The organism is Agromyces sp. GXS1127 (assembly GCF_050565425.1).
Lineage (GTDB): Bacteria > Actinomycetota > Actinomycetes > Actinomycetales > Microbacteriaceae > Agromyces.
On record NZ_JBOCIG010000010.1, the window covers coordinates 36,571 to 51,118 of the forward strand.

Sequence of the window (14,548 nt, forward strand, 5' to 3'; positions counted from 1 at the left end):
GGGCGGGGCGGGCGGGCGGATGCCGCGTCAGCGCAGCGCCGGGACGTTGAAGCCGATGAGCCGCGGCTGGATGCGCCCGTCCACGAGCTCGAACCGCACCTCGGTGAGCGCGCCGTTGAGCACCTCCGGGAACAGGTCCCGATACCGGTCCGGGTCGATGCCGAACCACTCGCAGAGCAGCAGGCGGAGCAGCGTGCCGTGGAACACCACGAGCACGCGCCGACCCCGGCGGGACGCCGCAGAGCCGCCGACCGTCGCCTCGCCGACGCCGAACTCCTCCACGAGTTCCTGCAGCGCGGGCACGGCTCGAGCGATGCCGTCGACGCCGGCCTCGCCGCCCGGCAGGGGGCTGCGCGCCGGGTGTCGTCCGAACGCCGCCCAGGCCTCCGGCATCCGCTCGGCCAACTCGGCGGGAGACCGCCCCTCGCCGTCGCCGAAGTCGATCTCGACCAGGCGCGGGTCGGTGCGCAGCTCGACGCCGGCCGCGGCGGCGGCGGCTTCGGCGGTGAAGCGGGCGCGCGAGAGCGTCGACGACACCACCGCGGAGAGCCGGGCGCGCGACGCCCACTCGGCGAGCTGGTCGGCCTGCGCGAGCCCGTTCGCGGTGAGGTCGACGTCCGACCGACCGGCGTAGCGGTGCTCGCCGTGCCAGACGGTCTCGCCGTGGCGGGTCAGGTAGAGGGTCGTCATCGCGGCTCCCTTCGCGGTCGGCGCCGGCGTGCGGTCCAGCGCACCTGCAGGCGGATGCCTCGTGGCCGAGCCTACGCGCGCCCCGTCCGACGGCGACCCTTGACAGGCACGCAGCGACCCGGCAGGCTGTCCGACGTGAGAGCGCTCTCACGGCTCACTGCGTCGACGATGACCGAACAGCCAGGAGGAATCGATGAAGCTTCCGCACCACCCGAAGACCCTCGCCGGAGGAGCGGCGGTCGCCGTCGCGGCGATGCTGCTCTCGGCATCGCCCGCCCATGCCGCGAACGACGTGCTGTCACCCGAGGCGACCCTCTGGACCAACCCGGCGAGCACCACCGTCGAGGCCGCGGCCGCCCTCGACGGCGACGCTCGCGCCGACGCGCTGCTGCTCGGGTCGTTCCCGAGCGCCACGTGGATCAACGGCGGCACTCCGGTCGAGGCCAAGCAGGACGTCAAGCGCGTCGTCGCCGCGGCCCACGCCGCCGGCGAGGTGCCCGTCCTCGTGGCCTACAACATCCCCTTCCGAGACTGCGCCCAGTACTCCGCTGGCGGCGCGACGACCGTCGACGAGTACACCGCCTGGATCGACGGCTTCGCGAAGGGCATCGGCAACAAGGACGCCGTCGTCATCCTCGAGCCCGACGGGCTCGGCATCATCCCCTGGTACACCACGATCAACGGCGAGCTCGAGTGGTGCCGGCCCGCCGAGGCGGATGCCGCGACCGCCGCCGACGAGCGCTTCGCGATGCTGAACCACGCGGTCGACGCCTTCGCCGCGCTGCCGAACACGGCCGTCTACCTCGACGCCACGCACTCCGCCTGGCTCGGCGTCGGCGACATCAGCGACCGTCTGATCACGGCCGGCGTGGAACGGGCCGACGGGTTCTTCCTCAACGTCTCCAACTACGAGACGACCGAACGCCAGCAGAAGTTCGGCACCTGGATCTCCGAGTGCATCCACCTCGACCAGAACTCGTGGTGGCAGCGCGAGTGGTGCGGCAGCCAGTACTACCCCGCGAACCCGGCCGACTTCTCGACCTGGGAGCTGACGGATGCCGCCTACGACCAGGCGTACGCCGACACCGGGCTCGAGCGCGATCCCGAAGCGCAGGCGCACTTCGTGATCGACACGAGCCGGAACGGAATGGGTCCGTGGACGCCGACCGAGATCTACCCGGACCCGCAGGTCTGGTGCAACCCGCCGGACCGCGGCCTCGGCCTCCGGCCGACGACCGACACCGGGAACGAGCTCATCGACGCCTACCTGTGGGTGAAGGTTCCGGGCGAGTCCGACGGGGAGTGCCTGCGCGGCACGGCCGGGCCGGAAGACCCCGAGCGCGACATGGTCGACCCCGCGGCGGGCCGGTGGTTCGTCGAGATGGCCGACGAGCTGATCGCGAACGCGGTGCCGCCGGTCGCCCCGTAGCCGCTCGAGCCGGAGCCCCTCGAGGGGGCGGGAGCCGACGCACCCCACCCATCGCCTGCGCCGACTCCCGCTCGCCGGGCGAGGCCCGCCCCTCGGGACCCGCCCGCCCCGTGGCATCCGTAGTCTTGAACCCATGCACGGTGAGTACAAGGTCCCCGGCGGCAAGCTCGTGGTCGTCGACTTCGACGTGGTCGACGGCGCGATCCGCGACGCGCGCGTCGCCGGCGACTTCTTCCTCGAACCCGACGAGGCGCTCGACGACATCGACCGGGCGATCGAGGGCCTGCCCGCGGCATCCGATGCCAAGCAGATCGCCGCGGCGATCACGAAGGGGCTGCGCCCCGACGCGGTGATGCTGGGCTTCTCGGCCGAGGCCATCGCGGTCGCCGTGCGCCGGGCGATGACGGATGCCAGGACCTGGTCGGACTACGAATGGGAGATCGTGCACGACCCGGCCGTGCCGCCGCGGCTCCACCTGGCGCTCGACGAGGTGCTCGCGACGCGCGTCGGAGAGGGACGCCGCAAGCCGACGCTGCGGTTCTGGGAGTGGGAGGAGTCGGCCGTCGTGATCGGCTCGTTCCAGTCGGTGAGGAACGAGGTCGATCCGGATGGCGCGGCCCGCTACGGCTTCGACGTCGTGCGCCGCATCTCGGGCGGCGGCGCGATGATGATGGAGAAGGGCAACGTCGTCACGTACTCGCTGTACGTGCCGGCCGAGCTCGTGCAGGGCATGAGCTTCGCCGACTCCTACGCGTTCCTCGACGACTGGGTGCTGCACGGGCTCCGCTCGCTCGGCATCGAGGCGACCTACCAGCCGCTCAACGACATCGCGAGCCCGGCGGGCAAGATCGGCGGCGCCGCGCAGAAGCGGCTCGGCTCCGGGGGGGTGCTGCACCACGTGACGATGGCGTACGACCTCGACAACGCGAAGATGCTCGAGGTGCTGCGCATCGGCCGCGAGAAGATCAGCGACAAGGGCATCGCGTCGGCGGCGAAGCGCGTCGATCCGCTCCGGTCGCAGACGGGGCTGCCGCGTGCCGAGATCATCGAGCGGCTCAAGGAGACGTTCGCGGGGCTCTATGGGGCGACGCCCGGTTCGGTCACGGCCGACGAGCTCGCCGAGGCCGAGGAGCTCGTCGCCTCGAAGTTCGCGACGCCCGACTGGCTCAACCGCGTTCCCTGACGCCGGCATCCCGTGCGTTTCTCAGGAACGCCCGGCCCGTTCCGGGCGTTTCTCAGGACGACACGCCGCCGATCGCAGCGACACGCCGAGAAACTCCTGAGAACGGCAGCCCACCCGGGGCTGGGGACGGGCTGAACGTGAGGAGAGGTCAGGGCGTCTAGAATCGCCGGGTGGACTGGTGGGTCATCCTGATCATCGCCGTCGCGGTCATCGCGTTCGGCGTGTTCGCCGTGCGCAAGGGGTGGATCGACCTGTCCGACAAGACCAAGACCGGCAAGCCGAGCGGGTCCGCCGTCATGATGATCGGCGACGAGGTGTTCGCGCCGCGCAAGTACGAGGCGCAGGTCGAGGTCGATCGCCAGGCCCGGCTGCCCGTTCCCGCCCCGGTGCCGGGCGACGGCGACCAGGGCATCGCCTTCGCGGCGGCCGACGCCGCCGACGACGATCCCGACCGGTTCCGCGGCCGCATCCGCCTCGACGTCGACCGCTGACCACAGGCGCAGCCGGCACCAGGCGACGGATGCCGCGGCGCGGCCCTACGCGTCCGTGAGCGTCGCACCCCACTCGCGCGCCCGTTCGAGCTCGCCGTCGGCGAGGGGGCCCGAGTAGCCGTGCACGCCGAAGGTCGTCGGCGCGTCCGCGGGGCGGAACCCCTTCGCCACGAGCGCCTTCATCGCCTTCTTGGCGGCGGAGCCGGGCAGGCGCGGCTTCACCGTGCGCGTGTCGAACGTGGCGACGGCGACGGCCGACGTCGGCGGGGCGAGCTCGCCGATCCACTCCCGGATGCCCCGGGCGGGGATATCGGTCGCACCCTGCTGGCGGGCGTTGCTCCGGGTCGACGCGGTCGACATCGCGAACGCGTGCGTCGGGCCGCCGACCACCACGAGGTCGACGTCGGGGTCGATCGCGACCGGCGCCTCGACCGCGGTCACGACGTCGACCCGCTCGACGCCCGCGCTGCCGCGCAGGCCTTCGGCCGCCGCCTCGGCCAGGGCTCCCGTGTTGCCCCAGATCGTCTCGTACACCACCAACGCGCGCATGATCCCGCCCCCCACTCGCGTCCGGCCGAGCCTCCGACGTCGGCGGCCAGGCGATCAGCGTAGGCCGCGGTCCACGCGACGCCCGGGACCTTCGACCGCTGGCAGACTTGAGCGGTGTCCGCCGACGAACCCGATCGCGTCATCCACGCCGACAACCTCGACGTGCTGCGCTCGTTCCCGGACGGACGGTTCACGCTCGTCTACCTCGACCCGCCGTTCAACACGGGGCGCCCGCAGGCACGCCGGTCGCTCCGGCACGTTCGGCAGGACGTGGCGGATGCCGCGGGCCCCGAGCCATCCGGCACCGAACTCGGTGGGGGATCGCCCGACGAGCGCCGACCCGACGACGTGCCCGTCGCCGACGCATCCGGCACCGACACCGCGCTCGAGCCCGACCGCCGCCTGACCGTCACCGGCTTCGCCGGCAAGCGGTACGAGCGCATCCGCGGCGACCTGCTCCGCTACGACGATCGGTTCGACGACTACTGGGCGTTCCTCGAGCCCCGACTCGTCGAGGCGTGGCGCCTGCTCGCCGACGACGGCACGCTCTACCTCCACCTCGACTACCGCGAGGCGCACTACGCGAAGGTGCTCCTCGACGCGCTGTTCGGGCGCGAGTGCTTCCTGAACGAGCTGATCTGGGCGTACGACTACGGCGCGAAGTCGAAGCGGCGCTGGCCGACGAAGCACGACACGATCCTCGTGTACGTGAAGGACCCGGAGTCGTACTTCTTCGACTCCGAGGCGGTCGATCGCGAGCCGTACATGGCGCCGGGCCTGGTCACGCCCGAGAAGGCCGCACGCGGCAAGCTGCCGACGGATGTCTGGTGGCACACGATCGTCTCCCCGACGGGCCGCGAGAAGACCGGGTACCCGACCCAGAAGCCCGAGGGCGTGCTGCGTCGCATCGTGCAGGCGTCGAGCCGGCCCGGCGACTGGGTGCTCGACGCGTTCGCCGGCTCGGGGACCACGGGCGCGGTCGCCCGCTCGCTCGGCCGTCGGTTCGTGCTCGTCGACGAGCACGCCGACGCGATCGCGGTCATGCGCCGCCGGTTCGCGGATGCCGCCGGCATCCGCTTCGACCACTGAGGCGCCGCGACCGCTACGCCGACGCGCGCCGCACGAGCCGCGTCGGCATGATGTTGCGGTGCGGCACGTCCTCGCCCGCCAGCAGTCGCAGCAGCAGGTCGGCCATCATGTAGCCCATCTCCTCGGACGGCTGGTAGACCGTCGTGAGCGGGATCGCCGAGGAGGTCGCGGCTGGGCTGTCGTCGAAGCCGACCACGGCGACGTCGTCGGGCACGCGCCGGCCGCGCTCGCGCAGCACCGCGAGCGCGCCGGTGGCCATGAGGTCGCTCGCGACGAAGAGGCCGTCGAGGTCGGGCGTGCGATCGAGCAGGCGACGGGTCGCGGCGACCGCCCCGGCGACCGAGAAGTCCGCCGTCTCGATCGCGTCGGCGGGCAGCCCCGCCGTGTCCATCGCGCGCTGGTATCCCGCGAGGCGGTCCACTGCGGCGGGCATGTCGAGGCGACCCGTGATGGTGCCGATCCGGCGCCGGCCGATGGCGAGGAGCCGCTCGGTCGCGGTCATGCCGCCCTCGAGGTTGTCGACGTCGACGAAGATGTCGTCGTCGGCGATGTTCGGGGGGCGGCCGCCGAACACCATCGGCATCTCGTGGGCGGCCTCGTGCAGGGCGTGATCGCCCTCGTGGTGCGAGACGACGAGCGCGCCGTCGACGACGCCCGAGCGCAGGTAGCGCAGCGTCTTGCGGTTCGGGTCGCTGGTCGAGAGCAGCAGGTTCAGCAGGTACTCGCTGGAGTCCAGGCGTCGGGTGATGCCCTGGACGATCGCCGCGAAGTACGGATCGCCGAAGAACATCGTGGTGTCCTCGGGCACGACGAGGGCGATCGCACCCGACGTCCGGCTCGCCAGCGATCTCGCGGCGCGGTTGGGCACGTAGTTCAGCTTGGCGATCGCGGCGTTGACCGCCCGGGCGACTTCGGGGGAGACCTTGGGCGAGCCGTTCACGACACGGCTCACCGTCGCGCGCGAGACGTTCGCCTCGCGCGCGACCATCTCGAGGGTCGGCGCGGACGAGCGCGCCCCGGATCCGGTTGCCCCCTGCATGCCGGTCAGTCTATTTGCGGTGCTCATGCGGCGGTGGTCATGGACGTCGGTCCGGGGCGCGTTCGTCGGGTCGATCAGCGAGCGGATGCCGCGGGCACGGCGCGGTCGCGGATGACCCGCTGGTACGCGAGTCCGCTGTCCTTGATCGTGCGCTCCTGGGTGTCGTAGTCGACGCGCACGATGCCGAAGCGCTTGTCGTAGCCCCAGGCCCACTCGAAGTTGTCGAGGATCGACCAGTAGAAGTAGCCGTGCACGGGCGTGCCCTCGTCGATCGCGTCGAGGACCGAGGAGAGGTGCCCGAGCAGGAACTCGGTGCGCTCGACGTCGTGGACGGCGCCATCCGCGGCCACCTCGTCGTCGTACGCCGCACCGTTCTCGGTGACGAAGAGCCGCACGCCGGCCGGCTCCGCGTACTCGCGGTGCACCCGCCCGAGCAGCTCGCGGAGGCCGTCGGGCTGCACCTCCCAGCCCATGACCGTGCGAGGCAGCCCCTGCGAGTGGAAGTGCACGCCGTCGGCCGCCGGGAAGGGCGAGCGGGTGGGGCGGTCGGTCGGCGCCTGGCCCTCGAGCGGCTCCGCCGCCGGCCGGTCGCTGACGAGCTCGCCGTGGTAGTAGTTCACCCCGAGCGCGTCGATGGGCGTCGAGATGATCTCGAGGTCGCCCGGCTGCACGGCGTCGCGCAACCCGAGGTGCCCGACGTCGGCGAGGAGGTCGCCCGCGTAGTGTCCGCGGAAGATCGGGTCGAGGAATACCCGGTTGAACTGGCCGTCGATGCGGCGGGCGGCGTCGACGTCGCCGGGGCGCGACGGGTCGACGGGCTTCGCGACGGTGAGGTTCAGCGTGATGCCCAGCTCGAGCGACGCGTCGCGCTCGCGCAGCGCCTGCACCGCGAGGCCGTGGCCCAGCAACAGGTGGTGCGCCGCGCGCAGACCCGCCTCGACGTCCTGGCGGCCCGGCGCGTGCGCGCCGCCCGTGTAACTGAGGAAGGACGAGCACCACGGCTCGTTGAGCGTCGTCCACACCTTGACGCGGTCGCCGAGGGCGTCGTGCATCGTGAGCGCGTAGTCGCGGAAGCGGAACGCGGTGTCGCGGTTCGCCCAGCCGCCCTGCTCCTCGAGGGCCTGCGGGAGGTCCCAGTGGTAGAGCGTGAGCCACGGCAGGATGTCGGCTTCGAGCAGTTCGTCGACGAGGCGCGAGTAGAAGTCGACGCCCTTCGGGTTCACCGGGCCGCCGTCCGGGTGCACACGCGCCCACGACGTCGAGAACCGGTAGGTGTCGAGGCCGAGTTCGCGCATGAGCGCCACGTCGTCGCGGTAACGGTGGTAGTGGTCGCACGCGACATCCCCGTTGTCGGCGTCGATGACCGCGCCGGGCACCCGGCTGAACGCGTCCCAGATGGAGTCGGTCCGCCCGTCCTCGTGGGCGGCGCCCTCGATCTGGTAGGCGGCGGCGGCCGCGCCGAGGAGGAAGCCCTCGGGGAAGCGGCGCACGGCCGACGGTGCGGCCGAGGCCGCGGCATCCGTCGTCGTGGTGGTGATGGACTGGATGGTGGTCATCCCTTGACGGCTCCTTGCATGATTCCTGAGACGAGCTGCTTGCCGGCGACGACGAACAGCAGGAGGAGGGGAATGGTCGACAGCAGCACGCCCGCGAGCACGATCGAGTAGTCCACGAAGTAGTTGGACTGCAGGAGCGAGAGGGCGACGGGCAGCGTCGGGTCGCTGCGGTCGAGCACGATGAACGGCCAGAAGAAGTTGTTCCAGGCCGTGACGAAGGTGAAGAGGCCGAGCATCGCCGCGGCGGGGCGGGCGGCGACGACGCCGACGGTCCAGAACGTGCGGATCATCGACGCGCCGTCGACGCGGGCGGCCTCGATGAGCTCGTCGGGCACCGCCTGGCGCAGGTACTGCGTCATCCAGAACACGCCGAACGCGCTGGTGATCGCCGGGACGATGATCGCGCCGATCTGCCCGGTCCAGCCGAGGTCGGCGAACAGGATGTAGAGCGGCACGACGCCGAGCTGGGTGGGCACGGCCATCGTCGCGACGACGAAGACGAGCAGCGCCTTGGACCCGCGGAAGCGGAGCTTCGAGAACGCCCAGCCCGCGAGGGTCGAGGTGACGACGACGGATGCCGCGATGAGCGCCGAGCTGTAGATCGAGTTCCACAGGGCCGGCCAGAAGTTGACGGCGGGGTCGTTGAGGACCGCGCCGGCGTTGGCGAGGAAGTTGCCGCCGGGCCACCACGAGAAGTCCGGCGAGTTGATCGTGCTGGCATCGCCCGAGCCGATGAGGAACGACCAGTAGAAGGGGAACAGCGAGGCGATCAGCACGACGCCGAGGCCGGCGTAGACCCAGAATCCGGCGCGCCGGCCCTTGATGCGCTTCGTGCGGTTCCGTCGTCGCTGCGGCGTCTCGGGGATGCTGGACTCGACGATGGACAGCGCCGCGGGGGAGTTCAGGGAGCTCATGCGCGGACTCCCTTCTTCTTGCGCCCGGAGTTCGGGTTGCGGCTGCCCTCGCCGCGCACGAGCGAGCGGGTCACCGCGAGGTTGATGAGGCCGATGAGCACGATGATGAGGAACAGGATCCACGCGAGCGCTGCCGCCCTGCCGAAGTTCCACTCGCCCCAGCCGATGTTGTAGAGGAACAGCGTGATCGTGAGCCACTGCTGGGCGGGGCCGCCTTCGCCGGTGTTGTCGAACATGCGCGGCTCGTCGAAGATCTGCAGGCCACCGATGGTCGAGGTGATGATCACGAAGATCAGCGTCGCCTTGAGCGAGGGAAGCGTGATGCTGAGGAACTGGCGGAAGGCGCCCGCACCGTCGACCGTGGCGGCCTCGTAGTAGTCGCGCGGGATCGCCTGCATCGCGGCGAGCAGGATGAGGGTGTTGTAGCCGGTCCAGCGGAAGTTCACCATCGTGGCGATGGCGACGTGGCTCCAGAACGGGTCCTTGTGCCACGGCACGGCCGGAAGGCCGAGGTCCGTGAGGATGCCGTTCACCAGGCCGTGGTTGTCGCCGAACATGTTGCTGAAGATGAGCGCGACGGCGACCGGGGCGATCACGAAGGGCACGAGCACGCTCATGCGCCAGAACGTCTTGGCCCTGATGTTGCGGTCGAGCATGGCCGCGATGAACACGGCGGCGACCAGCTGCGGCACGCTCGAGAGCAGGAAGATGCTGAACGTGTTGCGCAGGGCCGTCCAGAACTGCGGGTTCTGGAGGATCCACACGTACTGGTCGAAGCCGATGAACTCGCCCGAGTTGCGGACCAGGTCCCAGTCCATCAGCGAGATGACCGCCGTGTAGCCGATCGGGAAGAGCCCCACGATCGCGAACATGATGAAGAACGGCGAGATGTAGAGGTACGGCGAGAGCTTCAGGTCCCACCGGCTGAGGTTCTGGCGGAACGACAGCACGCGCACGGGGCGGGCGGGCGGTTCGGCCGGTTCGGTCGGGGGCGCCGACACCGTCGGGCGCGTCTGCGTCGAGGTCACGATGGCTCCGGTTCAGGGGGAGGCGGATGCGGGCGGGCCGGGGTGTGCGGGCCGGACGGCCGGCCCGCACACCCGTGCCGGGCCTAGAAGGCCTGGACCTCGGCGACCCAGGTGTCCCACGAGGACTGCTCGTCCTCGGCACCGTCGAACACGCGGTTCACGGCGTTCTGGAGCGCGTCGTGGTACTTGAAGTAGTCGGCGTCCTTGTACGGGGCGACGGTCACGGCGGCGGCGCGGTTCGAGAGGATCTCACCGCTCGGCGCGTCGTTGAAGTACTCGTTGGTCGCGCTCGCGAGCTCGTCGCTCTCGAGGGCCTCGAGCTGGCTCGGGAAGGTGCCGGCGTTGGCGAAGGCCTTCATCTGCGTCTCGGGGCTGGTCAGCCAGTCCGCGAGCTCGAGGGCGGCCTCGACGTTGTCACCGTCGGCGGGGACCGTCAGGTACGAGCCGCCCCAGTTGCCGCCGCCGTTCGGGAAGACGTCGGCGATGTCCCAGCCGGTGACGTCGGCCGCGTTGCCCGAGATCACGCCGAGCATCCAGCCCGGGCACAGCATCGTGGCGAACTCGCCGTTCGCCATCGAGGCGAACCAGTCGTCGGACCACTGGCCGGAGTAGGCCGAGTTCGGGATGGCGCGCTCGGTGACGAGCTTGTAGGCGTTCTCGATGTCGGGGTTCTCGGTGGCGATGACCGTGCCGTCGGCCTCGGAGTAGGTGTACTCCATCTGGTTGACGATGCCCTGCAGCACCGAGTTCGCCGAGTCGATCATGGGCTTGCCGGTGGCCTCGCGGTACTGGTCGGCCACGTCGAGGAAGTGCTCCCAGTCGCCGTCGAAGAGCTCGGCGACCGACTCGCGGTCGCTGGGCAGCCCGGCGGCCTCGAACAGGTCGGCGCGGTAGCAGATGCCCTGCGGGCCGATGTCGGTGCCGAAGCCCACCAGGCGGCCGTCGGCGTCGGTGGCGGCGGCCTCCTTCCAGTCGAGCCAGCGGCCCTTGACGCTGTCGGGCGCCTCGGCCAGGAGGTCGGAGTACTGCATCGCCTCGGCGAACCAGTCGATCTCGACCGCCTCGATGTCGGCCAGGCCGCCCTTGCCGAGCTTCTGGAAGTAGTTGGCGCGGGCGTCGCCGGACTCGGCCGCGCGGTTGTGGACGATGGTCACGTTCGGGTGCTCGTCCATGTACTCCTGGAGGAGCTCGTCGGTGTAGCCGAAGTCGTTGAACGTCGCGACGGTCAGCTCGATCGGGCCGTCCTCAGCGGCGGTGTCGTCGCCGGCAGCGCAGCCGGTGGCGATGAGGGCGAACGATGCGGCGCCTGCGATGGCGGCGATCGCCTTGGTGCGTCGTGAAAGCATCACGGTCACTCCCTTGTGTGCGTGGAATCGGATTGCGGGTCGTCGTGCGAGCACGCTTCACCGATGGTGAGAGCGCTCTCACGATGCGGTTCCCGATGCTAGGGATGCGACCGTGGTCCTGTCAAGAGAGCGCTCTCACATTTCTCGGATCGCGCCCGATCGTGACCGTCCCGTGACCGACGCGGGGGAGGCCGGCGCCGCGCAGCCGCTCCCGAGCCCGCCACGGCGGATGCACCGCTCGCACGCAGGGCCCTCCCGGCATCCTCCGAGCCGCCGCGGTTAGCGTGACGGAGTGCCTCGCCTCCTCGCCTCCCGCCGCCGCGCCCTCGTGGCCCTCGTCGGCGTGGCTGTCCTGGGCGCGACGTGCCTGGCCGGCTGCGCCGGCATCCCTCCGATGCCGCCCCAGGTCGCCGGCGCCGACTCCGCCTCGCCCACCCGCAGCGGCACGCCCTCCGATGACGCGCCCGACGACGCCGATACCGATGATCCGGGCTCGGAGGTCGCCGACTCGGGCTCCGAGGCGGAACTCGTCGCGGACGTGACGAGCGACCCCGACGTGCTCGCCCAACTCGACTACGCTCTCGAGTACTGGTCGGACTACAACGTGGAGGGGTGGGGCGTGCTCGAGGGCAACGACTGCGTGAACTTCACCAGCCAGATGCTGATCGCACGCGGCTGGGCGCAGACCGACGAGTGGTACCACGGCGGCGACCCCTACTCGTCGAGCGCGTCGTGGCGCAGCTCGACCGCGATGCACGACTGGCTCGCGGCGCACCCCGAGCTCGCCACCCCGATCGACGACGACGACCGCGACCGCGTGCAGCTCGGCGACATCGTGCAGTTCGACTGGGACCGCTCGGGCGACCGCGACCACACCGGCATCGTCACGCGCATCGAGCGCGGCGACGACGGCGAGGTCCGCATCGCCTTCGCCGGGCACACGAAGGACAGCGACTACCGCGACGTCGACGTCGCCATCACCGAGGAGCACCCCGGCGCGGCGGTCTACTACTGGAGCCTCGCCGACTGATGCCCGCCGGTTCGAGCGCATCGCCGCGCGTCCGTCGCAACCGCCTGATCGCCGCCGTCACCGGCATGGTGCTCGTGGCGGCCGCCGTCGTCTGGGCGATCGTGGCGTTCACGCCGTCGTCCGGTTCCGCGAGCCCCACCGCCGCGCCCGCGCCTTCGTCCTCGCCGACCGCGACGCCGCGACCGGCTCCGACGGCCACCTCGACCCCCACGCCGGTCGAGACCTTCGACATGACGGCGCATTCGATCGACGACCCGGACAGCATCTGGGTCGTGGTCGACAAGCTGCGCCCGTTGGACCCGGTCGACCACGAGCCGTCCGACCTCGTCGTCGTGCCCGTCCCGCACACCTGGGAGCCGCTCATGCGCGCTGAGGCGGCGGACGCCGTGGTGAAGATGTTCCGCGCGGCCTCCGACGAGGCCGGACTCGCGCTCGCCTCGAACAGCGCCTACCGCTCCTACGAGGCGCAGGAGCGCGTGTACGACAACGACGACGAGCTCACCGCGCGGCCGGGGTACAGCGAGCACCAGACCGGGCTCACGATCGACATCGGGCCGGAATCGGGCCACTGCTCGCTCGCCGTGTGCTTCGCCGACACGCCGGAGGGGCAGTGGCTGCGCGACAACGCGTACCGCTTCGGATTCCTGCTGCGCTATCCGGCCGACAAGGTCGAGGTGACCGGCTACCAGTTCGAGCCGTGGCACTTCCGCTACATCGGCACCGACCTCTCGAACGAGATGCGCGAGACGGGCGTGACCACGCTCGAGGAGTTCTTCGGCCTTCCGGCGGCGCCGAACTATGCCTGAGCCCGCCGCGGATGCCTCGGGGCCGGGCGCACCCGGCCCCGCGACGTCGGGCGCGCCCGTGTCCGGTGCCGCGGCCGGCGGCCCGGCGGGGTCCGGTGCGACCCAGCGGATGCCGCGGCGCGAGCCCGCACGTCGGCGACCCGGTCTCCAACTCGGCCTGCTGATCGTCAACCAGCTGCTCGCGGGGATCGGCGTCGCGACCGGGATGGCGCTCGCCGCCATCCTCGTCGCCGACCTGACGGGGGTCACGGCACTGGGCGGCCTGTCCCAGTCGGCGAGCGTGCTCGGCGCCGCGATCGCGGCGATCCCGCTCGCCCGGCTCGCGGTGCGCTCGGGCCGGCACGTGGCGCTGGCGACCGGCTACGCGTCGTCGGCGATCGGCGCGGTGCTCATCGTGGTCGCCGCGTCCACCGGGCTGGTCCCGGCGGTGTTCCTCGGGCTCGCCGCGTTCGGGGCAGGCACGGCCGCGGGGCTGCAGGCACGGTTCGCCGCGACCGAGGTCGCGGCGCCGGGCTTCGAGGCGCGCTCGATGTCGCTGGTGCTCTGGGCGACCACGATCGGATCGGTCGCCGGACCGCTGCTCTCGTCGACCGGCGACGAAATCGGTCGAGCCGCGGGGCTGCCGGCGCTCGTCGGGCCCTTCGTGCTCTCCGGCGCGGTCTTCGCCGTCGCGACCCTCATCGCGGGCGCGGTGCTGCGCCTGCCCCGGGCCGGCCGGCTGGTCGCGGACGCCACGGCCGACGGGTCGACCGAGCGCGTCGGGTCGTGGGCGGCGTTCCGTTCCGCCTTCCGCGACGCGCGCGGCCGGCTCGCCATCCTCGCGATCGTGTGCGCCCATACCGTCATGGTCGGCGTGATGGTGATGACGCCGGTCCACATGACCGGGCACGGCGTGCCCATCGCGATGGTCGGGGTCGTCATCAGCATCCACATCCTCGGCATGTACGCCGCGAGCCCGCTCATGGGGTGGCTCGTCGACCGCATCGGCGCCCCGCGCGTGATCGCGATCGGCGGCGCCATCCTGCTCGTCGCCACGCTCATCGGCATCTTCGCCCCCGCCGACTCGATGGTGCTCATCCCGCTGGCGCTCGGGCTCCTCGGGCTCGGGTGGTCGGCGGCGCTCATCGGCGGGTCGACGCTGCTGACGACCACGGTCGCCCCGGCGTCGCGCGTCGCGCTCCAGGGCGCGACGGATGCCGCGATGAACGTCGCGGCGGCCGCGTCCGCCGCCCTGTCCGGCCTCGTGCTCGGCCTCGCGGGCTTCGCCGGGGTCAACCTCGTCGCGATCGTGGTGCTGGTGCCGCTCGTGCTCGCGGGTGCGGCGATGGCGCGGCAGGCGCGACGCAGCCGCACGGCGTAGCGACCGGCGGTCCGTCGCGCGCCGTCGCGCGCACCGCC

At 71.6% G+C, this 14,548-nt stretch carries 14 protein-coding genes; 7 read left to right on the forward strand and 7 right to left on the reverse strand.

Annotated features, from left to right (window positions below; translation table 11 throughout):
• Nucleotides 1-27 precede the first annotated feature (27 nt).
• A complete protein-coding gene (locus ACQ393_RS16440; protein ID WP_430647937.1) occupies nucleotides 28-690 on the reverse strand; it encodes a histidine phosphatase family protein in 663 nt (220 codons plus the stop codon).
• A gap of 193 nt (nucleotides 691-883) precedes the next feature.
• Between ACQ393_RS16440 and ACQ393_RS16445 the strand changes: the two genes are divergently transcribed.
• The 3 genes from ACQ393_RS16445 to ACQ393_RS16455 all read left to right on the forward strand — a co-directional run bounded on the left by ACQ393_RS16445 (nucleotide 884) and on the right by ACQ393_RS16455 (nucleotide 3,793).
• The gene (locus ACQ393_RS16445) at nucleotides 884-2,119 is read left to right on the forward strand and encodes a glycoside hydrolase family 6 protein (protein ID WP_430647938.1); all 1,236 of its coding nucleotides are present in this window, start codon (nucleotides 884-886) and stop codon (nucleotides 2,117-2,119) included.
• Between the two features lie 133 nt (nucleotides 2,120-2,252).
• On the forward strand, nucleotides 2,253-3,302 hold the full coding sequence (locus tag ACQ393_RS16450; RefSeq protein ID WP_430647939.1) for a lipoate--protein ligase family protein: 1,050 nt from the start codon (nucleotides 2,253-2,255) through the stop codon (nucleotides 3,300-3,302).
• A gap of 170 nt (nucleotides 3,303-3,472) precedes the next feature.
• Nucleotides 3,473-3,793 carry a hypothetical protein gene (locus ACQ393_RS16455; protein WP_430647940.1) on the forward strand — a complete coding sequence of 107 codons (321 nt, stop codon included), beginning with the start codon at nucleotides 3,473-3,475 and terminating at the stop codon, nucleotides 3,791-3,793.
• Between the two features lie 45 nt (nucleotides 3,794-3,838).
• Here ACQ393_RS16455 and ACQ393_RS16460 read toward each other — a convergent pair whose 3' ends face one another.
• Nucleotides 3,839-4,342, reverse strand: a complete 504-nt coding sequence (locus ACQ393_RS16460; protein WP_430647941.1) for a flavodoxin family protein — start codon at nucleotides 4,340-4,342, stop codon at nucleotides 3,839-3,841.
• A gap of 114 nt (nucleotides 4,343-4,456) precedes the next feature.
• Here ACQ393_RS16460 and ACQ393_RS16465 point away from each other — a divergent pair, with 114 nt between their 5' ends.
• Complete coding sequence (locus ACQ393_RS16465) at nucleotides 4,457-5,431, forward strand: DNA-methyltransferase (protein ID WP_430647942.1); 975 nt, start codon at nucleotides 4,457-4,459, stop codon at nucleotides 5,429-5,431.
• A gap of 13 nt (nucleotides 5,432-5,444) precedes the next feature.
• On the opposite strand, the gene ACQ393_RS16470 is transcribed toward ACQ393_RS16465, so the two are convergent.
• From ACQ393_RS16470 to ACQ393_RS16490, 5 genes are all read right to left on the reverse strand, one after another.
• A complete protein-coding gene (locus tag ACQ393_RS16470) occupies nucleotides 5,445-6,470 on the reverse strand; it encodes a LacI family DNA-binding transcriptional regulator (RefSeq protein ID WP_430647943.1) in 1,026 nt (341 codons plus the stop codon).
• A gap of 74 nt (nucleotides 6,471-6,544) precedes the next feature.
• A complete protein-coding gene (locus ACQ393_RS16475; RefSeq protein WP_430647944.1) occupies nucleotides 6,545-8,026 on the reverse strand; it encodes a GH1 family beta-glucosidase in 1,482 nt (493 codons plus the stop codon).
• Nucleotides 8,023-8,940, reverse strand: coding sequence for a carbohydrate ABC transporter permease (locus ACQ393_RS16480; RefSeq protein WP_430647945.1), 918 nt, complete (start codon nucleotides 8,938-8,940; stop codon nucleotides 8,023-8,025). The genes ACQ393_RS16475 and ACQ393_RS16480 overlap by 4 nt, the downstream gene beginning before the upstream one ends.
• Nucleotides 8,937-9,968: a carbohydrate ABC transporter permease gene (locus tag ACQ393_RS16485; RefSeq protein ID WP_430647946.1), complete on the reverse strand. Its 1,032-nt coding sequence runs from the start codon at nucleotides 9,966-9,968 to the stop codon at nucleotides 8,937-8,939. Before ACQ393_RS16485 ends, ACQ393_RS16480 begins: the two co-directional genes overlap by 4 nt.
• Before the next feature lie 83 nt (nucleotides 9,969-10,051).
• A complete protein-coding gene (locus ACQ393_RS16490; RefSeq protein ID WP_430647947.1) occupies nucleotides 10,052-11,314 on the reverse strand; it encodes an extracellular solute-binding protein in 1,263 nt (420 codons plus the stop codon).
• A 292-nt stretch (nucleotides 11,315-11,606) separates the two neighbouring features.
• On the opposite strand from ACQ393_RS16490, the gene ACQ393_RS16495 reads away from it, so the two are divergent.
• Genes ACQ393_RS16495 through ACQ393_RS16505 form a run of 3 tightly spaced genes read left to right on the forward strand, consistent with a single transcriptional unit; the run spans nucleotide 11,607 to nucleotide 14,510 of the window.
• On the forward strand, nucleotides 11,607-12,344 hold the full coding sequence (locus ACQ393_RS16495; protein WP_430647948.1) for an amidase domain-containing protein: 738 nt from the start codon (nucleotides 11,607-11,609) through the stop codon (nucleotides 12,342-12,344).
• A complete protein-coding gene (locus tag ACQ393_RS16500) occupies nucleotides 12,344-13,150 on the forward strand; it encodes a D-alanyl-D-alanine carboxypeptidase family protein (protein WP_430647949.1) in 807 nt (268 codons plus the stop codon). Before ACQ393_RS16495 ends, ACQ393_RS16500 begins: the two co-directional genes overlap by 1 nt.
• Nucleotides 13,143-14,510 (forward strand): MFS transporter, encoded by a 1,368-nt coding sequence (locus tag ACQ393_RS16505; protein ID WP_430647951.1) that lies wholly within the window; start codon nucleotides 13,143-13,145, stop codon nucleotides 14,508-14,510. The genes ACQ393_RS16500 and ACQ393_RS16505 overlap by 8 nt, the downstream gene beginning before the upstream one ends.
• Nucleotides 14,511-14,548 lie beyond the last annotated feature (38 nt).